Source organism: Stenotrophomonas sp. Sm10 (assembly GCF_030985515.1).
In the GTDB taxonomy this organism is placed as follows: Bacteria; Pseudomonadota; Gammaproteobacteria; order Xanthomonadales; family Xanthomonadaceae; genus Stenotrophomonas; species Stenotrophomonas hibiscicola.
This window is the reverse complement of sequence record NZ_JAPTFO010000026.1, coordinates 19,977-43,784: the sequence shown is the minus strand read 5'-3', so window position 1 is coordinate 43,784 and position 23,808 is coordinate 19,977. Positions and strand designations below refer to the sequence as shown.

Below are 23,808 nucleotides of genomic sequence, written 5' to 3'. Positions count from 1 at the left end.
CGGGGCCGTCCGCATCCCTTTTTTGCGGGCTTCCGGCCCCGCGGCGCAACGACCTGACATTCATCGCCATCCGACGGATAATCATCGGTCCGGCCCTGCGCGGCGCGAATCGAAAGTCCTCCGAATGCCCATTCATTCTTCCGTCCTCGAACTCATCGGCCAGACCCCGATCGTCAAGGCCCAGCGCCTGGACACCGGCGTCTGCGAGCTCTACCTGAAGCTGGAGAGCGCCAACCCGGGCGGATCGATCAAGGATCGCATCGGCCTGTCGATGATCGAGGCGGCGGAGCAGCGTGGCGACCTGAAGCCGGGCGCGACCCTGGTTGAAGGTACCGCCGGCAACACCGGCCTGGGCCTGGCGCTGGTGGCACAGCAGAAGGGCTACAAGCTGATCCTCGTCGTTCCCGACAAGATGAGCCGCGAGAAGATCTTCAACCTGAAGGCGATGGGCGCCGAAGTCCGCCTGACCCGCTCGGACGTGGCCAAGGGCCATCCGGAGTACTACCAGGACCTGGCCAAGACCATCGCCGAGCAGACCCCGGGCGCCTACTTCATCAACCAGTTCGGCAACCCGGACAATCCGGCAGCGCACGAATTCGGTACCGGCCCGGAGATCCTGGAGCAGATGGGGGGTGACCTCGACGCCATCGTGTTCGGCTGCGGCAGCTCCGGCACCATGACCGGCCTCTCGCGCGCGTTCGCCAAGCTGTCGCCCAAGACCGAGCTGGTGCTGGCCGATCCGGTCGGCTCGATCCTGGCCGAATACATCAACGACGGCGTGCTCAACGACAAGTCGGGCAGCTGGCTGGTGGAGGGCATCGGCGAGGACTTCCTGCCGTCGATCTCCGATTTCAGCCGTGTCAAGAAAGCCTATGCAATCAGCGACGCCGAGAGCTTCCACACCGCGCGCGAGCTGCTGGGCAAGGAAGGCATCCTCGGCGGTTCGTCCACCGGCACCCTGCTGGCCGCAGCGCTGAAGTACTGCAAGGAGCAGACCACGCCGAAGAAGGTGCTGGTACTGGTCTGCGATACCGGCAACAAGTACCTGTCGAAGATGTACAACGACTACTGGATGCTGGACAACGGCTTCCTGCAGCGCCCGCAGCACGGCGACCTGCGCGACCTGATCCTGCGTCCGTACGGCCAGCGCGACACTGTCGTTATTGGCCCGAACGACCTGCTGACCACCGCCTACCAGCGCATGAAGCTGTATGACGTGTCGCAGCTGCCGGTGATGGACGGTGACCAGCTGGTCGGCATCGTCGATGAAAGCGACGTCCTGCTGCATGTCTATGGCGACGAAGCGCGCTTCCGCGACACGGTTGCCACGGCGATGGTCAGCAAGCTGGACCGGCTGGACGTGAAGTCGCCGATCGAGGCCCTGCTGCCGGTGTTCGACCGCGGCCAGGTGGCGATCGTGATGGACGGCGATGCTTTCCTGGGCCTGATCACCCGTATCGACCTGCTGAACTATCTGCGCCGTCGCGTGCAGTAAGCCGCCGATCACGGCAGTTCACCGCTGAATTCCGGTTTATTCGCGTCAAAGCTCGTTAAGGCTGCGCTGATAGACTCCCGATCCTTTGACGGCGCCGCACGTCGGCGCCATTCAGGAAACGACATGTCCAACTCCTCTTCGCCCGACCGTGCGCTGGCCCTGGCCACGCTGGCCATCCACGGTGGCCAGTCGCCCGACCCCAGTACCGGTGCGGTGATGCCGCCGATCTACGCCACCTCGACCTACGCCCAGTCCAGCCCGGGCGAGCACCAGGGCTTCGAGTACTCGCGCACGCACAACCCGACCCGTTTCGCCTATGAGCGTTGCGTGGCGTCGCTGGAAGGCGGTATCCGTGGCTTTGCGTTCGCTTCGGGCATGGCGGCCAGCTCGACGGTGATCGAGCTGCTGGACGCCGGCAGCCACGTGGTGGCGATGGACGATATCTACGGCGGCAGCTTCCGCCTGTTCGAGCGCGTGCGTCGCCGCACCGCCGGGCTGGATTTCAGTTTCGTCGACCTGACCGATCTGGCGGCGTTCGAAGCCTCGATCACGCCGAAGACGAAGATGGTGTGGATCGAGACCCCGACCAACCCGATGCTGAAGATCGTGGACATCGCCGCGGTCGCTGCCATCGCCAAGCGCCATGGCCTGATCGTGGTGGTCGACAATACCTTCGCCTCGCCGATGCTGCAGCGCCCGCTGGAACTGGGCGCGGACCTGGTCCTGCATTCGGCCACCAAGTACCTCAACGGTCACTCGGACATGGTCGGCGGCATGGTGGTGGTTGGCGACAACGCCGAACTGGCCGAGCAGATGGCGTTCCTGCAGAACTCGGTGGGTGGCGTGCAGGGCCCGTTTGACAGCTTCCTGGCCCTGCGCGGCCTGAAGACCCTGCCGCTGCGCATGAAGGCACATTGCGCCAACGCGCTGGCCCTGGCCCAGTGGCTGGAAAAGCACCCGGCGGTGGAGAAGGTGATCTACCCCGGCCTGGCCTCGCACCCGCAGCATGAGCTGGCCGGCAAGCAGATGGCCGGCTACGGCGGCATCGTCTCGATCGTACTCAAGGGTGGGTTCGAGGCGGCCAAGCGCTTCTGCGAGAAGACCGAGCTGTTCACCCTGGCCGAGTCGCTGGGGGGGGTGGAAAGCCTGGTCAACCACCCGGCGGTGATGACGCATGCCTCGATCCCGGTCGCACGCCGGGAGCAGCTGGGAATCAGCGATGCGCTGGTGCGGCTGAGCGTGGGCGTGGAGGAGTTGGGGGATCTGCAGGTGGATCTGGAGCGGGCATTGGCAGGGAACCGCTGATTCATGCAGAAGCACGCCAATCTCCTGTTCCTGTTCCGCCAGCTGCTGGGGCGTGAGTTGGCAGCACGGTACCGCACCACCACGTTGGGTGTTCTGTGGCTGGTGCTGCAACCTTTGCTGATGCTATGCGTGTACACGCTGGTGTTCAGTGGCGTGTTCAAGGCGCGATGGGCGGGGGCCGAATCCACCGGCGACTTCGCCCTGATGCTGTTTGCAGGCCTGGTACCGTTTACGCTGCTGTCGGAAGTGCTGATCACCGCACCGGGTATCATCGCCGGGCAGCCCAACTTCGTGAAGAAGGTGGTATTCCCGTTGCCGGTCCTGTCGATGGTAAAGGTGGCCGCAGCGCTGACCACCGCCGGCATCGGCCTGACCATCCTGCTGGTCGCGCAGACCTGGCAGTCGGGGCTGCCGTCGGCATGGGCGCTGGCCTCGCCGCTGATCCTGCTGGAAATGACCCCCATGCTGCTTGCGATCGCCTGGTCGCTGTCGGCGCTGGGGGTCTATCTGCGCGACATCGGCCAGTTCGTCGGCATCCTCAGCAGCGTGCTGCTGTTCCTCAGCCCGATCTTCTTCCCGGCGCATGCAATGCCCGAGGCGGCGCGAGGCCTGGTGTTTTTCAACCCGCTGGTCACGCCCATCGAACAGCTGCGCGCGGTGACGGTGCAGAATTCGGCGCCTGATCTGGCCGCGCTGCTGCCCCACTTCCTGCTTTCGGTAGTGGCGGCGATGCTGGCCTACGCGCTCTTCCGTCGCCTCTCGCGCGGCTTCTCGGACGTCCTATGAACAACCCCCAGACCACCACGTTGCAGGCCTCAGCTGACGCGGCCATCGAAGTGCTGGGCGTGACCAAGGACTATCCGGTCTACGCCAACCCGCGCGACCGTCTGTTGTCGCTGCTGAAGCCTTCCGGCGACCGGGCCAGCCGCACCTTCCGCGCGTTGGACGGCATCAACCTGGTCGTGCCGAAGGGCGAGACCGTCGGCATCATAGGCCGTAACGGCGCCGGCAAGTCGACCCTGCTGCAGATCCTGTGCGGCACGGTGCGCCCGACCTCCGGCTCGGTCAGCATCCGCGGGCGCTTTGCCGCGCTGCTAGAACTGGGGGCCGGTTTCAATCCGGATTTCTCCGGCCGCGACAACGTGTACCTGAGCGCCTCGTTGCTGGGCCTGAGCCGCAAGGAAGTGGACGACAAGCTGCAGTCGATCATCGACTTCGCCGATATCGGCGATTTCTTCGACCGGCCGGTCAAGACCTATTCCAGCGGCATGTACGTGCGCCTGGCGTTCTCGGTGGCCATCCACACCGAACCGGATGTGCTGATCATCGACGAAGCACTGTCGGTGGGTGACATCCGCTTCCAGATGAAATGCCTTGCGCGCATCGAACAGATCCGTGCACGCGGCGCCACCATCCTGTTCGTGTCGCATTCGCTCGAGCAGGTCAAGCGCTTCTGCCAGACCGCGCTGTGGCTGGAAGGTGGCAAGGTCAAGCTGCACGGTGAAGCCAGCTTCGTGGCCGACCGTTTCCGCGACTACGAACTGGGCAAGGACCTGGCCGTGGCGCAGGATGCCGAAGTGCGCCAGGCACCCGCCCCGGGCAGCATCCCCGCGCATCTTGAAACGGTTGCACTGAGCACCGACATGCTGGCCCCGTTCGAGCCGCTGACGGTGGACATCAGTTATACCGTCGGCGATGAGGTGGTCGATGGCCTGCTGCTCGGCGTAGCGATCAAGGGCATGGACGGCCTGCATATCTTTGGCCCCAACACCTATCTTGAGCGGGTGGTGATTCCCACCTCCCGCGGCTCGCACCGCGTCAGCTACTGCATCCCGTCGATGACCCTGCTGACCGGCAGCTACCGCGTTGATGTGGGACTGTTCACCGACAAGGGCTTGGTCTGCCTGGATTATCTGTCCGAAGCCAGTGTCTTCACCGTGGCTGCGCCCTACTTCAGTGAGGGCGTGGTCTATATCCCGCATGAGTGGAAGGTCCATGACCCCGACGCTGCTTGAAATTCCCTTTGACCATTACCAGCGCTACGCTGCGGCGACGCATCTGCTGCAGGCGCTCGATCTGCCCGCGCCGCGGGTGCTGGAAGTAGGGGCCAACCGTCAGCGTCTGCTCGGGCAGTTCCTGCCACAGGCAACGTTCCTGTACACCGACCTGCATGCCGAAGGGGACGAGAAGGACTTCGTGGTGGCTGACGCCACCGCGCTGCCGTTCCCCGAGCAGGGCTTCGACGCGGTGGTCTCGCTGGATGTGCTCGAGCATATTCCCGCGCCCCTGCGTGCCAAGGCCGCGGCCGAAATGGCGCGTGTCGCCAGCCGTGCGGTCATCGTCGGCTTCCCGCCGGATCAGCCGTGGGTGCGTGACGCTGAAGTCGATGCGAATGGGCGCTGGCATGAGCTGTTCGGCGAGGACTATGTCTGGCTGCAGGAGCACAAGGAATTCGGCCTGGTGGACACCGCCGAGATCGTGGCCGCGTTTGAAAGCGCCGGCATGACGGTGCTGCGTTTCGGGCAGGGCAATGCCGCATTGTGGTCCAGCCTGATGGGTGCGCATTTCATCAAGGTGAAGTTCCCCGAGCTGGAGCCGCTGGTCAGCGCCGCCGACCGTCTCTACAACAGCCGGGTGTTCGCCGGCGATCACAGCGACCAGCCCTATCGCGAGTACTGCGTGGCGGTGCGCCTGCCCAGCGACGCGGCGCGCCTGCAGGCCAACCCGCCGTTCCGTGCCGATCTCGATGCGGAGGCGACTGCGCTGCTGAGCGGTCTCGCCGGCGGCCTGCGTGAGCTGGCGGTGCGTACCGCCAACTCCGAGAAGGAATGGAAATCCACGGCGCGGCTGCTGGACGCCTACATCGCCGATCTTGCCGTGGCCAAGCGCGAGTGGGGCGCCACCGCCGCCTATGCGCAGCAGCTGCAGCAGGCCAAGGACGAGGCCGATGCCGGGTGGCTGCGAAGGCGCGACCAGTGGCAGCAGGCCGAGCTGGATTGGCAGCAGCGCGAGCAGGAGCTGAAGGCGCGTGTGGCCGATGAGCTGCAGCAGTTGCAGAGCGCCCAGGCACGCATGGCTGAACTGGTGGAGGCCGCGGAGGCCGCGGAGGCCGCCCGCTTGCAGGCACTGGATGTGGAGCGCGAGCTCGAGCAGCGCCTGCAGCAGCGCGCGGCGGACTACCAGCGCTCGCGCCGCAAGTGGCAAGCCGCAATGGTGGGGTTGACGCTGGGCGGCCTGGTCATTGGCGCGCTGGTGGGTTGGGGCGTGTCTTGAAGCGATGGGGCAAGCGGGAAGTGACCGTACTGAATCAACGAGGTAATGCCTGATGTCCAAGATGGGTAATCTGCTTCGCGGAATCTACTGGAGCATTCGTCGCGCACAGGGGCAGGGTGTCTCTGTCGGCACCATCCTCTCTGCGCTGGCCCGCGCCGCACGCAGGGGGCCGAAGCATCTGGCCCGGGCGATTCTGGCCTATGCCAATGGATCGCACACGGCAGCAGCGACCACGCCGCCGGACGTCTACGCCGAATGGCTGCGCCAGCAGGCGCCGGCCGCAATTCCGGCGGACGCTGGCCTGATCAGCATCGTGATGCCTGTCTGCAACACGCCGGAAGTGTTCCTGCGCGAGGCCGTGGCCAGCGTCGAAGCACAGACGTACCTGAACTGGGAACTGTGCATCCACGACGATGCGTCCGATCAACCGCATGTGGCACGCGTGCTGGAAGAACTGGCGCGGCGGTTGCCGAACCTGCGTGTTTCGCGCTCAAGTGAGCGGCAGGGCATTGCGGCCACCACCAACGCTGCGGTCGCACTGGCCAAGGGGCGCTGGATCACCTTCCTCGACCACGACGACCTGCTCGAGCCGGATGCACTGGCTGCGGTGGTTGCCTGCCATGTGACTACCTCGGCAGGGGTCGTGTACACCGACCACGATGTGCTGGGCGAAGACGGCCGCCTCCGCCATCCTTACTTCAAGCCCGACTGGAACCTGGACCTGTTCCTGTCGCAGATGTACCTGGGTCACCTGGTCAGCTTCGATGCTGCGCTGGTGGCGCAGCTGGGTGGGCTGCGCAGCGACTGCGATGGCTCGCAGGACTACGATCTGGTGCTTCGCTGCGCCGCCGCCGGCGCCACCATCGCGCATGTGCCCAAGGTGCTTTACCACTGGCGCGCGCACGCCGGTTCCACCGCGGCCAATGCCGGCTCCAAGCCCTACGCGCACCACGCCGGTCGTCGCGCGCTGCAGCAGCATGTGCAGGCAACCCACCCCGGGGCGCAGGTGGACGACGGCGAGCAGCTGTTCTGCTACGACGTACGCTACCCATACGCGGACAAGGGCCCATTGGCCAGCATCATCATTCCGACCCGCGATGGCCTGGACCTGCTGCGGACCTGTGTTGAATCGCTGTACGCCAAGACCGACTACCGTGCATTCGAGATCATCGTCGTCGACAACGGTTCAACCCAGGCCGAGACGCTGCAGTGGCTGGAGGCGATGTCCCGCCGCGAAAACTTCCGGGTGATCCGTGCCGATGTGCCGTTCAACTGGTCGGCACTGAACAACCTGGCTGCGCGGCAAGCGCGTGGCGAGGTGCTGGTGTTCCTCAACAACGACACCGAGATCATCGATGGGCAGTGGCTGCAACGGCTTGCCGAGAACGCGCTGCGGCCGGACGTGGGCGTGTGCGGCCCGTTGCTGCTGTACGGCGATCGCACCATCCAGCACGCCGGCGTGGTGATCGGCATGGGCGGCTGGGCCGACCATGTATTCAAGGGTGAAGCGCCGGTGCACAACCAGAACCTGTTCGTTTCCCCGGTGCTGCAGCGCCAGGTGCTGGCCGTGACGGGCGCCTGCATGGTGGTGGCACGTGACACGTTCGAGTCGCTGGGCGGGTTCGATGAATCCTTCATTGTCTGCGGCAGCGATGTGGAGCTGTGCCTGCGTGCGCATGCACGCGGCCTTGCCACCGTTTACGTCGCACGTGCAGTGATGATCCATCACGAGTCCAAGACGCGTGATCCGCGTGCAATCCCCGAGAGCGACTTCGTGCGCTCGGCCGAAGCGTACTCGCCGTATCGCGAAGAGGGCGATCCGTTCTTCAGCCCGAACCTGGACTACATGGCTTCATCGCCCCGTCTGCGCGGGGCCGTGCAATGAGCCGCCTGGGTAACCTGTTGCGGCGCGTCGCCGCGCGCCTGGATGCAAGCGCTCCCGGTGCGCCCACGCCCAGTGCCAACGTCGCTGAGATCACCCCGTGTATGCCCAGGCATGATGCCTGGGAAGGCAAACGGCTGAATCTGGTCCTGCCGTCGATCAATAAGCAACATTACTTCGGCGGCATCCACACAGCCGTGCTGATCTATCGTGAGCTGTGCCGGCATTTCCCCGCATCGCGGATCGTGCTGGTCGACAGTTCACCGGATGAAGAAGCGCTTTCGCGTTTCTCCGACCATACGCTGGTCCCGGCAGACCAGACCTCCAGTGCGATGCGCCAGATCGTACCGTTCAGCGATCGCTACCAGAAGACCCTGCCGGTTGCCGGCGAGGACATCTGGGTGGCAACCGCATGGTGGACCGCATACGCGGCCCAGCGGATGTTGCAATGGCAGGGCAACAATGGCGGCGTTGACCGCCCGATGGTCTACCTGATCCAGGATTTCGAGCCAGGGTTCTATCCATGGTCCAGCCAGTACGCATTGGCTTTGAGTACCTACCGCTGCGATCGTGACATCGGAATTTTCAATACGGGCCTGCTTGCCGACTTCTTTGAACAGCACGATCTGCGCTACGCGCAGCGCTCGGTGTTCGAGCCGGTGCTGCATGACGGCCTTCGGCCGGCCCTGCAACAGGTCCGCAATGCGCCGGCTGCGCGTAATCGCCGCATCGTGGTCTATGCGCGCCCTGGTACGCCGCGAAATGCGTTCGAGTTGATCTGTGAAGGATTGCGCCTGTGGGGATGGAAGGACGCACGGGCAGCCCAGTGGGAAGTCGCCGCGCCCGGTGAGCTGCAGTCCGACCTGGACCTGGGACCGTTCAGTCTGAAGGCACTGGGCAAGTTGAACATCGATGCCTACGCTGAGCTCTTGTCCACTTCGGCCTTGGGACTGTCCTTGATGGTGTCGCCACACCCCAGCTATCCACCGCTGGAGATGGCCGCGTTCGGAATGGGCGTGGTCACCAATCGCTATGACAACAAACGCCTGGACGAGACGACAGAGAACATCGTCTCGCTGGAATCGATGACTCCGGAGGCGATCTGTACGGCATTGATGGCCCAGGTCGATGCATGCGAACGGAGGCAGATGATGCCGGGTTCGATTGCGTGCCTGGAACATCCGCTGCTGCGCGCGGGGAGCTTCGACAGAATCGCCGAAGATGTAATAGACGCCTTGCGTCGTGCGCCTTGAGGCGTGAGGTTGAGGATGGAATCTTGATTGTGAATGATGCCCCTCTGTGGCCGGTGCGCGGCCAGACTCTGCGCGCCTACCTGTTGCCGGTCGTGATCCTGGCCCTGCTCGCCGTGCCGTTTGTGCACAGTGGTGCGCAGGCGCAGTTCCTGCTGCTGCTTGCCGTTGGTTTTGCCGGCATGGTGGGCCTCGGCGAGCTGGTCGCCCGGATGTTCCGGCTGGATGCAGTGCTGCAGTCGCCGGCGATCTTCGTGCGCGTGTTGCTGGGCCAGACAGGCTTGGTGGTGCTCTGGCTGCTGCTGGCACCGTTGACCTGGGTTTGGGGGCGGGTATTGGGCCTGCCTCTTGGTCTTTCCCTGATGTGCCTGGCCGTGGTCGCAGCTTCCGTCACCGTCATATGGCGGAAGCCGTGCGCGCCGGAGGCAAGCCAGGCGCGCCGCCTCGGCGGCCCGGCATGGCTGCTTCTCGCTCTGTTGGCTGCGCTGGTGCTGCTCAAGTCGGCGACGCACTATTCCCTGCGCGCCGGTGCCTTGGGCCTGGATACGCATCAGCACATTGCATTCGCCCTCGATCTGTTCAATGCGGGCTATCCGAAGCTGACTGCAGGCCATACAGATTGGCTGGAAAAGTACCCGAAAATGCTGCACCTGTTCGCAGCACTGTGGGCCTGGCCAGGGCTGGGTGCGCACATTGGCCCGTTCCTGAAGATCCAGCCGGTGCTGCAGGCGACACTGGCCGTGTTCGCGTTCGTGGAAGTGATCTTCCTGTGGATGCGGGCGCGGGCGCTGTCCCACCCTGCGCAGGGCATGTGGTCGGCCCTGCTCGCGGTGGTTCTGGGCTACGCCATCATGCGCGGCACGATGTTCCTGTACCCGGTGGACGATCTCAACAGCACCGGGCGGCTGGCGGCCTTCTCGACTCTGTTGTTGCCGGTCCTGTGCGCGATGTTCGCCTGGCTCGAGCCTGCCCGTTCGCTTCGTTCGTGGTTGCTGGCCTGGCTGAGCCTGCCGCTGGCCGGCGCCATGGCGGCCAAGCTCAATCCATCGCTGGCGATTGCCTTTCTCAGTTTCAGTCTGCCGGCCTGGCTGCTGCTGATGGCCCCGTTATGGTGGCGTGCCCGGGCGATGCGCGGCAAGATTGCCGTTCCGCTGCTGGGCATGGTCGGCGGCGGCTTGCTCGGCGGCCTGTTGCTGGTCACCGATCCCTACTACCTGCAACTGATAGCGGAAGCGCTGCCACCGGTACGCCAGTTCGTGGAGCAGACACTGGGGCTGCACATGCTGGCCATCCCGACCGAACTCAGCCGCACCTCTGATGCGTTCCTCGAGCACATCATGCAGGTGCTGCGCTGGGAGCTGTGGTATGGGCCCCAACCCGGCTTCGGCATGCAGTATCTGCCCGAGTCACAGCAGCTGATGGGGCAGCGGCTGTTGCCGGTGACGCGCCTGCTGATTGCGATCACCTCCGTGCTTGGGGTGGCCATGCTGACGATCGCGCCTGAGGCGATCCGGCGCCGCCGCGCATTCTCGCTGCTGCTGGCTGCCCAGATCGCGTTGATCATTGCCGTGGCCGTGGCACTTCGCGTGTCGAACATCACCACGCTTGCATTGGGGCACGAAACGCTTGAAGCCAGCCTGCTGAGCACGTACACGCAGCGCTACATCGGCCTGCTGAGCATGTACGCGGTGCTCCTGCACTGGTCCCTGCTGCTGGCGACGCTGGTGATGACTGCAGATGCGCTGCTGCAGTGGCGCTGCCCGGGGTTCCCAGCGCGGCGCTGGGTTCGCGTGCCGATAAACGTGCTTGCGGGTGGCGTGGCGGTGGTGCTGGTTGCAGCCTTCGTCCTGGTGGATATCAAGGGAGTAACCCCGGCCGATCAGGGCTGGACGTTCCCGATCACCGAGGCGGACGTGCGTGCGTTCCGGCGCGCGGAGAGCCAACTGCCAGACGACGCGGTCGTGTTGGCGCCTGCCTATGCGATCGTGCTTAACGGACGCGAGGACTGGGTGCTGCCGTCGATGTATGTCACTCCCTATCTGCCGTTCGCCCAGCGTGATTACCTGTTCAACGTCAGGCTGGGTTCGGGCTACGGCTACTTCGCTAGGGACCTGCGTTCAATGTTCTGCCGTTCGCAGGCGGAGCAGACCCGTGCGATGCTCCGTCGAGCGGGCGTCACCCATCTGCTGGCACACCGCTGGCCGGGACAGAGTGATGCGCGGGTCATGGATGGGCAGTACTGTCTGACCGGTTACCGCCAACTGGGCGCCAGCGAAGAGCCGGTCGCCGTGGGCCCGGACGGGCTGGTGTTCTACAGGTTGGATCCGTGAAGCGGTGATGGACAACAACGAATTGGAGAGGGCAATGCTCGGACAGACGGACATCACACAGCACGCTCGGTCACAGGCGATCGCAGTCGTGGTTCCCAGCTACAAGGTCATCCGGCATATCCTGGAAGTGATCGCCACCATCGGCCCGGAAGTCACTGCCATCTATTGCGTGGATGATGCGTGCCCGGAACAGTCCGGGCGTTACATCGAGGCGAACAATACCGATTCGCGGGTGCGCGTGCTCTACCACGAAGTCAACCAGGGGGTGGGGGGCGCCACCATGACCGGCTACCGGCAGGCCGTCGCCGATGGCATGGACGTGATTGTGAAGATCGATGGCGATGGCCAGATGGACCCGGCACTGCTGCCCCTGTTCGTGGCACCGATCCTCAGCGGCGAGGCCGACTACACCAAGGGAAACCGCTTCTGGGATCTTTCACACATCAGCCGGATGCCGATGCTGAGGCGCGTCGGCAACCTGGGGCTTTCCTTCCTGGCCAAAGCGTCCAGTGGATACTGGCGGTTGTTCGATCCAACCAACGGCTACACCGCCATTCACGCCGCTGTTGCACAACGGTTGCCGATGGAGGCGATCAGCACGCGTTACTTCTTTGAAACGGATCTCCTGTTCAGGCTCAATGCCATGCAGGCTGTGGTGCAGGATGTCCCGATGGATGCGCGCTATGGCGATGAAGTGAGCAACCTGAAGATCAGTCAGGTACTCGGCGAGTTCGCGCTCAAGCATGCCCGCAACTTCTGCAAGCGCATCGCCTATCGCTATTACCTTCGCGATCTCACCATCGCCTCGCTGGAACTGGTTGCCGCACTGGCACTGCTCGCCGGAGGCGTACTTTACGGCGGCTGGCATTGGATTGTGGCCGCAGGCGAAGGTATTTCTGCGCCTGTGGGAACGGTGGTGCTCCCTTCGATCGCCGTGGTCAGCGGACTGCAGTTCCTGCTCGCCTTCCTCAGCTACGACATCGCCAATCAGCCGGTGACGCCGATTCATCGATCTCTGCTTGGACTTCGGCGCTGACCTGCCGCGTCAGCAGCCTGCACGTCTGCTCGTTGGAGGCTGCCAGAGAAGTATGCACCGAGGGTGGAGTCGTGTGCTGCGGCGCGCTCGATCGGGGGAATTCCGCCCCATGTCTAATCGCATGGCGCTGCTTAGCATTTGTGGATAAGTAAGGTGGTCGACGGCCGCGAGCGTGTCGATACCCACTGCCCGCTGCACATGTGCATTTGTCGAGCAAGGAAGCGCGGCAAGCCATCAGCTAGCAATGGGTGATGGTTACGCTTCATGCGGTCTTCCATGCCTGCCCGGACAACTTGTCCGCAGGAATCTGGTTCTCGCTGGATGATCTCCACTCAACGCTGGTCGCTGCAGTACCGGGTGATGGACACGAGGCGGAGCTTCCTCAAAGGGAGCGCCGATGCGGGCATGGGTATGGCGTGCGAAAGCCTGGTGTTCCGTTGCGCACTGGAGAACCAAACCGTGCATGGCATCGTGGGGTACTTCGGCGCGGTTGAGTTTGCTTCGATTCGCAGCGCGCAGATGACCACCGGTCGTTCGATGCTGGATCTGGGATGACTGATGTTCGCACCCAGCAGTTAATGCCCTTCTTACGGCATGGAAGACCTCGAGGCGGCGGCAGAACCGGCCAGAGAGAAATCTGGCCGGCTTGGGTGGATTAATGAGTTAATGGTGCGTCGGTCCGAGCAGCAACCCAACATCCACCGGACAACCTGGTGTGAAGCTAGGGGGGCCATGCTCGAACTGGATGGCAATGCAGGGCTGTGTGGCGCCATCGCTGCTGCGGGCCTCCCATACGCTGACCCCGCCGCCTTCCTGGATGTCGATGGCCAGATCACCACTGATACCGGCAGGAACAGTGAAGTAGGCGAATGCGTTGTCCTTTACATCCGCCAGCGGCAGATTTCCCAGTGTCGACTTCGAGCCGGCCGCATCCGTGGTGGTCAGGGTGGCAATCCCCTCATTACGGCGGGCGTGTGTCCCGAGCATGAATCCGACCCGTAGCGTCGCGCCCTTGTTGGAAGGAGCGGGATCGGGCAGGTCGAATCGATCACCCGGCTGCACCGGAGCGCTTGGGATCAGCTCGACAGGAACCGATGGGGCCAGTCCGATACTCTCGGCGAGATCCCGACGCGCATAGTAGGGGGTACCTGGCAGGCGCACATATTCGCGGGCGACAATGTCGATGACGCAACCACCGTAAGTCGACCAGGCGTAGCGATCCCAAACGTTCCATTCGTCCAGCATGATCAGCTTGGGTTTGCCGGTCTGGATGTCCTTGCAGGGATCAATGCGGATATCCAGAATCGGCTTGTCGAGGTAGTCGCGCTGCCAAGGCAAATAGAAGTAGTAGCCGGAAGCAGGAAGCCGGTTCGAGGCGATGTACTGGAAGTTCTGGAACGAATAGGCCAGTACCTTGTCTCCAGGCTCGGTCAGGGCTCGGGCAACCTCGGCGAACTCGGTGGTCTCCGGTATGCGGCGCTCCTTCATCAGCTGCTTTTCACCGGGGCCGCCAACGACAAGGCGCGCCAGCAGGACACAGCACAGCACCAGCAGAAGACTACGCTTGCGCGGCGCCTGGGCAGGTGCGCTGGCGACCAGCAGCAGGGGGACCGCCAACGCAGCATATGCGTAGCTGAGGCCATGGAAACCGCCACCCCGTACCAGCAGCGAGCCCAGGGCCAATGCCACAAGTACATGCCGCCACGGAAAGCCCGCCACCCTGGTGGCTGCAGCTGTCAGTGACACGACGATGAGTGTGAGCAGGGTAAGGTTGCCAAGGTCGGAAGTGGCAGTGGAGAACGCCGACGCGATGTACTGCCAGCTGGTTTGTCCACCTCCATACTGCGACAGCAGCGTTGAATTCATGTACAGGTGGAAGGCGATGAAGCCCTTCACCGAGCCCACCATTACAAGGAAGACTAGGTTGAATGCGACGCCCGCCGCTGCCCCAATCATCACGCTGCGCCAGTTGTCCCGTCGCAACGACGCCAGCAGCAGCAGCGCTGCAGCGGGAACATACGTCACAGCAAGGAATGGCAGCGAGGCGACGAGTGCGCTGCCGAGTACTGTTCCCACCTTGCCGCAAGTGCGGACGTCAACCAGAAGCGGCAGAAGCCAGCTGGACAATGCAAGGCTGAGCATCAGCCCACACATCACCTGATAGATGTAGGAATGGCCGAAACTCGATGGCAGGAAGCCGACGTAGACGGTGGCTACCAGCAGTACGTAGGTGACACGGGCGCTGACATGCTTGTCGCGGATCAGTGGAGAGAAGAACAGGCTCGCCAGAGCGCCAAGTTGCAGCAGTGCAATGAATACGCGATGTGCGGGGATGGAATGACCGCCCACCAGTTCAACGACCATCCCAGGTAGGAAGGTAAGCGGCCCGTGGTGGTTGAAGATGTCGCGATAGAGTGAGCTGCCAGCCACCATCATCTTGGCCGCGACGATGGTTTCCGATTCATCACCCCATTCGATGAAATGCAGCAGCCGATATTGATAAGCCAGAACCGCAAGCAATCCCAACATGCCCAGCGCGATGGCAGCTACCGCCGTCCAGTCGCGTTCACGGTCATCAGATATCCGCAACGGATTCATGCCTTGCTCCGGTGCGCAGGGTTGTAGCGGCCGGCGATGGTTGCCAGCAGCACCTGCATGACCTTCAGATTGCCGCGGAAGCTGCTGATCTTGGTGGGTACTTCACCCTTGGGGTAGCAACGTGCAGTCGGCAGCTCAACGCAGCGGAAGCCGAGCTTCGGGGCACGGTAGGACAGATAGGCCAACAGTTCGTAACCGTCGAATACATCGCGGAATACGTCGATGCCAGGGTCCACCAGGAGGCTGCGGCTGTACGCACGAAATCCCTGTGTTGTATCGGTCCAGCCGAATCCGGAGAAAAGACTCAGCAGTGGTGCATGAATCAGGCGGATCGCGATGTAACGGGACAAAGGCGTATTCTCGGCAAAGCCGCCTGATATGAAACGCGACGCCTGCACGAAGTCGACTCCCCGTTCGAGCGCTTCGATGAACGCAGGGATGGGTGCGGGATCGTCCTTGTTGTTTCCATCAATGGTGACTATTCCGGTGTAGCCGGCGTCCAGGCAGAAATCGTAGGCGCAACGCAACTGTGCACTGAGTTTCCCTGGCCCGGTCTTGACCAATAGCGCGCTGACGTCGTGTTGCTTCAGGAAAGATTCGGCCAAGGAGCCGTCCGTGCTTCCGCCATCGACGATGATGATATCGGCAATATCGGCGATGCCGACTTCCTTCATGCGCATCAACAGCGAGCGGATGCGTTCGCCTTCGTTGATCACCGGAATGACCACGGCATGATTCCGATGCTTCGGAGCCAACACGGTACACCGGTAGATGGGAACCTGGCGCAGGCGGGGCGGTGATGAATGTTGTGCTTCGGGTAGGGATGTGCTCATTTCGGATTCGTAGGTAATGAAGTCAGCGGGGAGCGTGGAAGGTAATCAGGATCACGCCGGACAGAATCAGCACGATGCCAGCCAATGTCGTCCAAGGCATGGCTTCGCGGAACACAACCACTGAAATGCAGGCAACGACAGCGATGGCCCCTGCCGTCGAGATCGGATGGGCGACATTGAGCGGAAGCCTCCCCAATGACATTGAATAAAGCACGAAGGCGCCACCATAGAGCGACAGGCCGGCCCAGAAGGGCCAGTTGCGGAGTGCCCCGACGGGATCTTCCAGCGACGGGAACTGGCGTGGAGCACTTACCGCGACCTTGACCAATGCACTGGCAGCGGCGTTGCACAAGATGGCCAGGAGGAGGATCAGCCACTTGTTCATGCATGCTCTCCGCTCTGGGCGGCACCGTACTGCCCGAGCGCGAAGACCAGCGCGCGCTCGATTCCGGCGATACCATCGTTGGGCGGCAGCATCTCGATGGTAAGAGGCCTCGTGCCGAGGTGCTTCCCTATCAGTGCGGCCAGCGGATCATGATCGCTGGTCATCGAGCCCAATTCGGCCAGGTTTGGTTCACTGAGGTGGACGTGGCCGATGATCGGGGCATAGCGTGGTAGTAGGTGTGCGGGTTCTTCTCCATTCATGAAGACTGCCCCGGTATCGAGTTGCATCTGGACGTGCCTGTGGCCGGTCAGTGCAACCACCTCGGCTGTCGAGGCCGTGGTCGTCATGAAGTTGGCTCCGTAATGCTCGGGATTCGGCTCAAGGCAAAGTACGACACCTTCTGCTTGGGCCAGATCGCCCGCCTGGTGGAAGAAGGTGGCCCCGATCTGGTTGGCGGCCTCTACCGACAGATCGCCACGATCTCTGTTGCGTGGCGAGCCAAACACAAGGCGGCCAGCCCCAAGCCGGGCAGCGATCCTGAACACATGGCGCAGATGCTCCAGCAGTTGCTGCTGCACGCATTGGTCGGCAAACACATTCAGCCCCTGGGTTCCAAACAGAAGGGCTTGCATTCCCGCAATGCTTACGCCACGGTCAGCCCACCATCTGCGCACGTAGTCAATGCTGGCATCGGCTGTCTCTGAAGGCGCCGGAAAATACTTGCTGTGTGCGACGTCGATGTGGTGCACGCCATGCCTTCCAAGCAAGTCCGCGACGGCACTGTCCTGATCGCGGTCCCAGGCGATGTTGGAAATCGAAATGCTCATTCCAGCGCTGCCTTGCGAGGCTCGGACTGGTGATATGCCCGGATCGCGGTAAGGGTGGCCCGCCTGTCGTACTGGTATCCTGGCGCTCCTGCGCCATCCAGTGCATGCTGGCTGCGCATGTCGTAAAGCGCCGGCAACGTTTCGGGTGCATGGTCGAATGCCACGCCGAAGGCTTCACGCGCTACTTCTGCGACGCTGACCGGCACGCTGGTTAGATGGAGTAGATCTATCTGCGCCTTTTCCGCAGCGATCAGGTCTCCGTACAGATTCACCATCGGGTAGAACTGGAAGCGAGAACGGCTGTCGATCGCGCTGACATTGTTGTCATTGTGGAAATCGAACAGGATGTTCTTGCGCAGGCCGGGTCCGACCAGGCCGGGTAGGCGAACGATCAGCCGCGAAGCAAAGCGTGACTCGACGAACTCTTCGAGCCGGCGGCGATGCAACCCATAAGGATGGAGGCCTTCGGTCTGCACGACCGTCGATTCATCCACGGCGATTGGTGATGCGAATACATCCACCGTGCTGATCAGGATGAAGTGCCTGCACTTGACCTTTTCCAGCGATCCGATCAGCTTCTGGATATTGGCCCAGTCTGCTTCCGGTTCGCGGTTGGCGATCCATTTCTGTGCCGGGGCAGCCGAGCAGATCACCGTGTCATACGTATTGGAATCGATATCCTGGATGTTGCTGGAATTGAACAGGTGGTCGAAGGCCGTCTGGCGCTTCAGTGTTGAACCCACGAACCCGGTGTGGCCGATCAGCGCGAGTGACATGAATGGAATCTCCTGGAATCCTGGATGAGCCTCGCTGGATGAGGCGACCATGGGAAGGCGACTGTACTGCGGGCGGCTAGGCCCTAGACAGTGGTCGAAATCTTGAACGAAACGGTGTCCAGATGAGCGATGACGTCATAGATGTTGTCGAGCTTGCCGCCGAGGATTGATGCGAAACCGGGCAGGGCAGGATAGGTTTCGAACAAGATCGGACGGCCATCGTCTCCCTCGTTCTTCATCAGAATCGTCTTCACTTCAAAGAGAGATTCGAGATGGACTGCCGACGACATCGCCGGAACGTAGCGCGCTACATCCCTCAGCATGCGGTCATAGCGACTGGCCTTGGGGTAGTCGGACAGTTCGATGTAAGGATCACGGGAGGCGTCATCCATCCACGATTTGTGCGGCGTATAGCGCACATGTGAAAGGGTGCTTGCCTTGCGCGCGGGGAACGGCATGATTGAGAAGAATGGACCATCCATTACCGTGATCGCCATCCCCTCCAGTGCGCCGGGCAGCTGGATAAGGGCCATCTCGGTGATCTCATGCTTCAACCTGGCTTCGGTTCCGCCATGGGGACCGTTGATCAGGTTCAATCCTGCATAGGTGCAATTGAATACGTATGGTGCGCGGAGGAGGCTTTCATCGCCGCCACCGGTCTTCTGTAGATTCACCTGGATCGCGCCGTCGCCGAGTGGAGCAACCGAGACGACTTCGCACCCGAGCTCGGTGCGGACGTCGCTGGCTTGCAGCCGTTGTTCGATCATTTGGCGGATCACGTCCGTGTTGAATCCGTACTCCTCTGTGATGAATGCCCGTTCGATCAGCTGGCTGTCGAACAGTGCTTGGTACGCCGGCGGAGCAGGTTCAAGAGGGGCTGAGATGGACTGGCAGAAACGCACGAACTGCGCGGAAGTCACCTTTGAGTTGCGGCGCGCGATCGCGTACAGTTTGACGAAGTTGGTCTGGACCGCCGAGTCCCATTCCCGCATGAAGCGCGGCAGGTTTACCCGGCTGCGGTAGGCGGTAGTGAAGCTGCGCGGGTAGTGATAGCCGTTGTGTACGCGTGCCTGGTTCGAAAACGATGCGCGCTGCATGAGGCTGCGTTCACGCTCGATCAGGATCACACGCCGCATGTCGCGCTCACTGGCCAGATAGCTGGCAATCACCGCGCCATAGAATCCGCCACCAATGACGACGGCGTCGGCATCCATTTGGGCTGGCAAAGAGGTGTCAGACATTCTCACGACGGAGCGGCGAATGGTCTACGTTGATCCTTTCCAGGCGATCCAGACGGGCACTGGTGAACTCTTGGGCGACGTGGTAAGAGGGGCCCTCGCTGGTGAGGGATGCCATGTGAAGGATGTATTCACCAAGCACAAGCAGGACCAGCGAAACCAACAGGAACATGCCCGACTGCTGCAGTGAAAGGCTGACCCAGCCCGGTGCCACATCAGGTTTGAATGCGGCCACGGCGATCACGTAAATCGAATACAGTAAATTGGCCGCAGCGCCGAAAGTGGAGAGTATGGTAACCAGTCGCATGGGCAGGCGCGTGTTCGACACGAGCAGCCGCATTCCGCGATCGATGCTTTGCCCTAGCTTTTTCGGCGGGTTGGCTGTCGGTGCGTGACGGTAATTCAGGTTGGCGCGGGTAAAGCCAGCGGTTACCGGGAGCAGCCGGTAGATGGCAGCAGGTCGAGGGTGCTGGAGGATGTAATTGATGACCTTCTTGCTCAGCACCCGATACTGGGGCGCTTCGGTTCCTGGGTTGACACCGTTGAGCCACCGGAAAACGAGATTGAACGCCGCGTTTGCGACGCGGTAGCTGGCCGAAAGCCGTGGTTTCATCTTATTGCTGGCAAAGACCACGTCAATGCCGGCCGTCGCAGGTTCCAGCATGCTGCGCAGGAAACCGACATCATCAGTCAGCGGGTCAAGCACGGCCACGAAATCGCCCAACGCCCCTTCCGCACCTGCCCAAGCCGCCGTCTCCCAGGCAACTGTTTTCGTAAGTACGTACACTTGAACGTTTGGTAGTCCGTCTTCCGAGGTGAGGCGGCGAAGCAATGCCACGCTCTCATCTGAAGACCCGTTGTCGACTACGATGATTTCATAATCCGTGGCGAGGTTGGCCAGTTCAGTGCATGCGTGCGACAGCAGAACTTCCAAGCGGGACGCTTGATTATGAAGTACGTAGACAACCGAAATGAACGCTGGAATTGGTGCTGACATACGGCCCCCGCCGGTGCAATGCGTCGAGATCTGACGCATTCAGTCAAACCGGCAGTGTATCGCCAACTACAACGATAGGATAGCGCTACTCAGGGCACACCAGGAGCACGGACGAACTACGCCGATTCCCTGAATACGAAGCGGGAGAAGACTAGGTAGTTCCAACCCGCGATCATGCCCATCACCGCGAATTTGGCGAGCAGGGGATGCACTCCTGCAGGGCCTGTCAGCAGGTAGATGGCGAGGTTGCCCAGGCCCAGGTTGATTGCTGCAACGAGACCATAGGTGGCCAGCTCGCTGCCGAGGTGCCCCGAGCTTTGAAAAACCCAGCGTCGGTTCAGCGCGAAGCTGACGATGAACCCGCAGCCGAAGCTTATCGACTGGCTTGCCAGCAGCCAGCTACTGCCAAGCGTGAGCTGCAGAGCGATGAAAGTGGCGTATTCGACTCCGGCGGCGGAACCGCCGGAGATCACGAAGCGAAGCAGTCGCTGGTTCATGGAGGTCTGCAGATACCCGGATGTCCTTGAACATCCGGATACGGGGCGGTATGGCTTGGGCGGTGTCGCCGCCCAAGGATATCAAAGCGCCTTTTCCAGCTCCGGCAGGATCGCAAATAGATCCCCAACCAAGCCGATATCGGCAATCTCAAAGATCGGCGAATCCGGATCCTTGTTGATCGCCACGATCGTACCGGCGTCCTTGATGCCGGTCAGATGCTGGATCGCACCGCTGATGCCCACCGCCACATACAGCTCCGGGGCGATGATCTTGCCGGTCTGGCCCACCTGCAGGTCGCTGGGCACGTAGCCGGCATCGACCGCGGCGCGCGAGGCACCGACGGCGGCGCCGAGCTTGTCGGCCAGCTGGAAGATGACCTTGAAGTTCTCTTCCGAACCGACGCCGCGGCCACCGGAGACCACGCGCTTGGCGCTCTGCAGGTCCGGGCGGTCGCTGGCACCGGCGGCCAGGCCGATGAAGCGGGTGTGGCTCGGCAGGGCAGCATCGACGCTGGCCGCTTCAACGGCGGCACTGCCACCCTGGGCGGCTTCCGGCCACGAGGCGGCACGCACGGTGGCGACCACGATCTGGTCGGCCGGGACTTCCACGGTGATGATCGCGTTGCCGGCGTAGATCGGGCGCTTGAAGGTGTGGCTGCCTTCGACGGTCATCAGGTCGGAGACCTGGTTGACGCCCAGCAGGGCGGCCACGCACGGCATCAGGTCCTTGCCGAAGGTGGTCGACGGGCCGAACACGTGGGTGTAGCCCTTGGCCAGCTGCGCGATCTGCGGCGCCAGCACCTGGGCGATGGCCTGCGCGTTGGCAGCGTTGGCCACGGTCAGAACCTTGGCGACGCCAGCGATCTTCGCGGCCTCAGCGGCAACGGCGGCCGGGTCGGCGGCCAGCACCAGCACGTCGATGCTGGCACCGCTGATGGCGGCAGCAGCGCTTACGGTCTTGGCGGTGGCGGCGTTGAGCTTGCCGTCGTGGTGTTCGGCGATGACGAGAATCCTGCTCATTACAGCAACCCCTTCTGCTTGAGTGCGGCCACCAGTTCAGCCGCGTCCTTGACCATCACACCCTTGCTGCGCTTGGACGGCGCGGCATACTGGGTGGTCTTGAAGGTATCGGCGGCTTCAACGCCCAGATCGGCCAGCTGCAGGGTCTCCAGCGGCTTGGCCTTGGCCTTCATGATGTCCGGCAGCTTGATGAAGCGCGGCTCGTTCAGGCGCAGATCGGTGGTGACCACTGCCGGCAGGTCCACTTCCAGCGTTTCCAGGCCGGCGTCGACTTCGCGGGTCACCGTGGCCTTGCCATCAGCAATCTCCAGCTTGCTGGCGAAGGTCGCCTGCGGGCGGCCCCACAGCGTGGCCAGCATCTGGCCAGTCTGGTTGGCGTCGTCGTCGATGGCCTGCTTGCCCAGGATCACCAGGTCCGGCTGTTCCTTCTCGATCAGCTTGAGCAGGGTGCGTGCGGCGGTCAGCGGCTGGATGGCCTGGTCGGTAACGACGTGAATGGCGCGATTGGCGCCCATGGCCAGGCCGTTGCGCAGGTGCGCCTGGGCATCGGCCGGGGCGATGGTGGCGACCACCACTTCGCTGGCAATGCCCTTGTCGCGCAGGCGCAGGGCTTCTTCCAGGGCGATTTCATCGAAGGGATTGGGTGACAGCTTGACGCCGTCGGTGACCACGCCGGAACCGTCCGGCTTGACCTGAATGCGGACGTTGTAGTCCACCACGCGCTTGTACGCGACGAGGATTTTCATCTGGTACGGGGTCCTTCAGTAACGGGGAGAACGTCCGGTCCTGCAGCAGCAACCGGTTCGGGGGTGGGATCCCGATTCTAGCTGGCTTGGGACGACCATGCGAACGCGTATGGTCATGTTGCGATGCGGCATGGCTCGCGTGAGTATCGTGCGTCGTTCACGTCACGCAGGCAGTCGTGAAGACGAACCACATGTATCCTGTGCCGCTGTGTCGGGCGCTTCATAGCGCCCCTTGGATGAATTTCGATCAGGAGAACAGGTAGTGCCCACATGGCTTGTCACCGGCGGCGCCGGATTCATTGGCGGTAACTTCGTTCTCGAGGCCGTCGCGCGCGGCGTCAAGGTCATCAACCTCGATGCGCTGACCTACGCCGGCAATCTGAAGACCCTGTCCAGCCTGGACGGCAACCCGAATCACGTGTTCGTGCAGGGCGACATCGGCGATCAGGCGCTGGTCACCCGCTTGCTGGCCGAGCACCGGCCGGACGCCGTGCTCAACTTTGCTGCCGAGAGCCACGTGGATCGCTCCATCGACGGTCCTGGCGCCTTCATCCAGACCAACGTGGTGGGCACCCTGGGCCTGCTGGAGGCGGTCCGTGACTACTGGAAGGCGCTGCCGGCCGAGCAGGGCGCGGCCTTCCGCTTCCTGCATGTGTCCACCGATGAGGTGTATGGCACCTTGGGTGAGACCGGCAAGTTCAGCGAAACCACCCCGTATGCGCCCAATTCGCCGTACTCGGCGTCCAAGGCGGCTTCGGACCACCTGGTCCGTGCGTTCCACCACACCTACGGGTTGCCGGTGCTGACCACCAACTGCTCCAACAACTATGGCCCGTACCACTTCCCGGAGAAGCTGATCCCGCTGGTGATCGCCAAGGCGCTGGCCGGCGAGCCGCTGCCGGTGTACGGCGATGGCAAGCAGGTGCGCGACTGGCTGTTCGTCTCCGACCACTGCGAGGCGATCCGCACCGTGCTGGCTAAGGGCCAGGTCGGCGAGACCTACAACGTGGGCGGCAACTCGGAAAAGCAGAACATCGAAGTGGTGCAGGCCATCTGCGCACTGCTGGACCAGCGCCGCCCGCGTGCGGACGGCCAGCCGCGCAGCAGCCAGATCACCTACGTCGCCGACCGCCCCGGCCATGACCGCCGCTATGCGATCGATGCCTCCAAGCTGAAGAACGACCTGGGCTGGGAACCGGCCTACACCTTCGAGCAGGGCATCACCTTCACCGTCGACTGGTACCTGGACAACCAGGAATGGGTCAACGGCGTGCTGGACGGCAGCTACCGCCTGCAGCGCATCGGCACCGCGGCCTGAAC

20 protein-coding genes are annotated in these 23,808 nt (G+C 62.8%); 10 read left to right on the top strand and 10 right to left on the bottom strand.

Translation table 11 applies throughout. The features are described 5' to 3' along the window. Nucleotides 1-124 precede the first annotated feature (124 nt). The 9 genes from O0J15_RS09650 (at nt 125) to O0J15_RS09610 (ending at nt 13,126) form a co-directional block, all read left to right on the top strand. On the top strand, nt 125-1,495 hold the full coding sequence (locus tag O0J15_RS09650; protein WP_021202680.1) for a pyridoxal-phosphate dependent enzyme: 1,371 nt from the start codon (nt 125-127) through the stop codon (nt 1,493-1,495). Nucleotides 1,496-1,618: 123 nt separating this feature from the next. Continuing rightward, nucleotides 1,619-2,800 (top strand): cystathionine gamma-synthase, encoded by a 1,182-nt coding sequence (locus O0J15_RS09645; RefSeq protein WP_308305555.1) that lies wholly within the window; start codon nt 1,619-1,621, stop codon nt 2,798-2,800. Between the two features lie 3 nt (nt 2,801-2,803). Further along, entirely contained in the window at nt 2,804-3,586 is a 783-nt protein-coding gene (locus O0J15_RS09640) for an ABC transporter permease (RefSeq protein ID WP_080393046.1), read from the top strand. Then, on the top strand, nt 3,583-4,815 hold the full coding sequence (locus O0J15_RS09635) for an ABC transporter ATP-binding protein (RefSeq protein ID WP_227852416.1): 1,233 nt from the start codon (nt 3,583-3,585) through the stop codon (nt 4,813-4,815). Before O0J15_RS09640 ends, O0J15_RS09635 begins: the two co-directional genes overlap by 4 nt. Beyond that, on the top strand, nt 4,781-6,073 hold the full coding sequence (locus O0J15_RS09630) for a methyltransferase domain-containing protein (protein ID WP_308305554.1): 1,293 nt from the start codon (nt 4,781-4,783) through the stop codon (nt 6,071-6,073). The genes O0J15_RS09635 and O0J15_RS09630 overlap by 35 nt, the downstream gene beginning before the upstream one ends. 316 nt (nt 6,074-6,389) lie before the next feature. Then, nucleotides 6,390-7,958, top strand: a complete 1,569-nt coding sequence (locus tag O0J15_RS09625) for a glycosyltransferase family 2 protein (protein WP_308305565.1) — start codon at nt 6,390-6,392, stop codon at nt 7,956-7,958. Nucleotides 7,959-8,098: 140 nt separating this feature from the next. Next, nucleotides 8,099-9,208 (top strand): hypothetical protein, encoded by a 1,110-nt coding sequence (locus tag O0J15_RS09620; RefSeq protein ID WP_308305564.1) that lies wholly within the window; start codon nt 8,099-8,101, stop codon nt 9,206-9,208. Nucleotides 9,209-11,569: 2,361 nt separating this feature from the next. After that, on the top strand, nt 11,570-12,571 hold the full coding sequence (locus tag O0J15_RS09615) for a glycosyltransferase family 2 protein (RefSeq protein WP_308305563.1): 1,002 nt from the start codon (nt 11,570-11,572) through the stop codon (nt 12,569-12,571). Nucleotides 12,572-12,892: 321 nt separating this feature from the next. Further along, nucleotides 12,893-13,126, top strand: coding sequence for a hypothetical protein (locus O0J15_RS09610; RefSeq protein WP_308305553.1), 234 nt, complete (start codon nt 12,893-12,895; stop codon nt 13,124-13,126). 108 nt (nt 13,127-13,234) lie between these two features. Here O0J15_RS09610 and O0J15_RS09605 read toward each other — a convergent pair whose 3' ends face one another. From O0J15_RS09605 to O0J15_RS09560, 10 genes are all read right to left on the bottom strand, one after another. Beyond that, nucleotides 13,235-15,169, bottom strand: coding sequence for a hypothetical protein (locus O0J15_RS09605; protein WP_308305552.1), 1,935 nt, complete (start codon nt 15,167-15,169; stop codon nt 13,235-13,237). After that, nucleotides 15,166-16,002: a glycosyltransferase family 2 protein gene (locus O0J15_RS09600; RefSeq protein WP_155028917.1), complete on the bottom strand. Its 837-nt coding sequence runs from the start codon at nt 16,000-16,002 to the stop codon at nt 15,166-15,168. The genes O0J15_RS09605 and O0J15_RS09600 overlap by 4 nt, the downstream gene beginning before the upstream one ends. Before the next feature lie 22 nt (nt 16,003-16,024). Continuing rightward, the gene (locus tag O0J15_RS09595) at nt 16,025-16,387 is read right to left on the bottom strand and encodes a multidrug efflux SMR transporter (protein ID WP_155028918.1); all 363 of its coding nucleotides are present in this window, start codon (nt 16,385-16,387) and stop codon (nt 16,025-16,027) included. Next, complete coding sequence (locus O0J15_RS09590) at nt 16,384-17,214, bottom strand: TIM barrel protein (RefSeq protein WP_308305551.1); 831 nt, start codon at nt 17,212-17,214, stop codon at nt 16,384-16,386. Before O0J15_RS09590 ends, O0J15_RS09595 begins: the two co-directional genes overlap by 4 nt. Then, complete coding sequence (locus O0J15_RS09585; RefSeq protein ID WP_155028920.1) at nt 17,211-17,990, bottom strand: NAD(P)-dependent oxidoreductase; 780 nt, start codon at nt 17,988-17,990, stop codon at nt 17,211-17,213. The genes O0J15_RS09590 and O0J15_RS09585 overlap by 4 nt, the downstream gene beginning before the upstream one ends. 83 nt (nt 17,991-18,073) lie before the next feature. After that, entirely contained in the window at nt 18,074-19,231 is a 1,158-nt protein-coding gene (locus tag O0J15_RS09580; RefSeq protein WP_155028921.1) for an FAD-dependent oxidoreductase, read from the bottom strand. Further along, nucleotides 19,224-20,225 carry a glycosyltransferase gene (locus tag O0J15_RS09575; protein ID WP_308305562.1) on the bottom strand — a complete coding sequence of 334 codons (1,002 nt, stop codon included), beginning with the start codon at nt 20,223-20,225 and terminating at the stop codon, nt 19,224-19,226. The genes O0J15_RS09580 and O0J15_RS09575 overlap by 8 nt, the downstream gene beginning before the upstream one ends. Before the next feature lie 116 nt (nt 20,226-20,341). Next, nucleotides 20,342-20,722, bottom strand: coding sequence for a GtrA family protein (locus tag O0J15_RS09570; protein ID WP_308305550.1), 381 nt, complete (start codon nt 20,720-20,722; stop codon nt 20,342-20,344). 81 nt (nt 20,723-20,803) lie between these two features. Next, nucleotides 20,804-21,742, bottom strand: a complete 939-nt coding sequence (locus O0J15_RS09565; RefSeq protein ID WP_134731772.1) for an electron transfer flavoprotein subunit alpha/FixB family protein — start codon at nt 21,740-21,742, stop codon at nt 20,804-20,806. Then, a complete protein-coding gene (locus O0J15_RS09560; RefSeq protein WP_019660968.1) occupies nt 21,742-22,488 on the bottom strand; it encodes an electron transfer flavoprotein subunit beta/FixA family protein in 747 nt (248 codons plus the stop codon). Before O0J15_RS09560 ends, O0J15_RS09565 begins: the two co-directional genes overlap by 1 nt. Before the next feature lie 262 nt (nt 22,489-22,750). On the opposite strand from O0J15_RS09560, the gene rfbB reads away from it, so the two are divergent. Beyond that, nucleotides 22,751-23,806, top strand: a complete 1,056-nt coding sequence (rfbB, locus tag O0J15_RS09555; protein WP_111097806.1) for a dTDP-glucose 4,6-dehydratase — start codon at nt 22,751-22,753, stop codon at nt 23,804-23,806. The last annotated feature ends 2 nt before the right edge of the window (nt 23,807-23,808 follow it).

Excerpts from the sequence above, each read along its gene's own strand:
- O0J15_RS09565 (WP_134731772.1), bottom strand. The coding sequence starts at position 21,742 with ATGAGCAGGATTCTCGTCATCGCCGAACACCACGACGGCAAGCTCAAC.
- O0J15_RS09650 (WP_021202680.1), top strand. The coding sequence starts at position 125 with ATGCCCATTCATTCTTCCGTCCTCGAACTCATCGGCCAGACCCCGATC.
- O0J15_RS09590 (WP_308305551.1), bottom strand. The coding sequence starts at position 17,214 with ATGAGCATTTCGATTTCCAACATCGCCTGGGACCGCGATCAGGACAGT.
- O0J15_RS09645 (WP_308305555.1), top strand. The coding sequence starts at position 1,619 with ATGTCCAACTCCTCTTCGCCCGACCGTGCGCTGGCCCTGGCCACGCTG.
- O0J15_RS09600 (WP_155028917.1), bottom strand. The coding sequence starts at position 16,002 with ATGAGCACATCCCTACCCGAAGCACAACATTCATCACCGCCCCGCCTG.
- O0J15_RS09610 (WP_308305553.1), top strand. The coding sequence starts at position 12,893 with ATGATCTCCACTCAACGCTGGTCGCTGCAGTACCGGGTGATGGACACG.
- O0J15_RS09575 (WP_308305562.1), bottom strand. The coding sequence starts at position 20,225 with ATGTCAGCACCAATTCCAGCGTTCATTTCGGTTGTCTACGTACTTCAT.
- O0J15_RS09605 (WP_308305552.1), bottom strand. The coding sequence starts at position 15,169 with ATGAATCCGTTGCGGATATCTGATGACCGTGAACGCGACTGGACGGCG.
- O0J15_RS09625 (WP_308305565.1), top strand. The coding sequence starts at position 6,390 with ATGCCTGTCTGCAACACGCCGGAAGTGTTCCTGCGCGAGGCCGTGGCC.
- O0J15_RS09585 (WP_155028920.1), bottom strand. The coding sequence starts at position 17,990 with ATGTCACTCGCGCTGATCGGCCACACCGGGTTCGTGGGTTCAACACTG.
- O0J15_RS09570 (WP_308305550.1), bottom strand. The coding sequence starts at position 20,722 with ATGAACCAGCGACTGCTTCGCTTCGTGATCTCCGGCGGTTCCGCCGCC.
- O0J15_RS09640 (WP_080393046.1), top strand. The coding sequence starts at position 2,804 with ATGCAGAAGCACGCCAATCTCCTGTTCCTGTTCCGCCAGCTGCTGGGG.
- O0J15_RS09580 (WP_155028921.1), bottom strand. The coding sequence starts at position 19,231 with ATGTCTGACACCTCTTTGCCAGCCCAAATGGATGCCGACGCCGTCGTC.
- O0J15_RS09595 (WP_155028918.1), bottom strand. The coding sequence starts at position 16,387 with ATGAACAAGTGGCTGATCCTCCTCCTGGCCATCTTGTGCAACGCCGCT.
- O0J15_RS09560 (WP_019660968.1), bottom strand. The coding sequence starts at position 22,488 with ATGAAAATCCTCGTCGCGTACAAGCGCGTGGTGGACTACAACGTCCGC.
- O0J15_RS09615 (WP_308305563.1), top strand. The coding sequence starts at position 11,570 with ATGCTCGGACAGACGGACATCACACAGCACGCTCGGTCACAGGCGATC.
- O0J15_RS09635 (WP_227852416.1), top strand. The coding sequence starts at position 3,583 with ATGAACAACCCCCAGACCACCACGTTGCAGGCCTCAGCTGACGCGGCC.
- O0J15_RS09630 (WP_308305554.1), top strand. The coding sequence starts at position 4,781 with ATGAGTGGAAGGTCCATGACCCCGACGCTGCTTGAAATTCCCTTTGAC.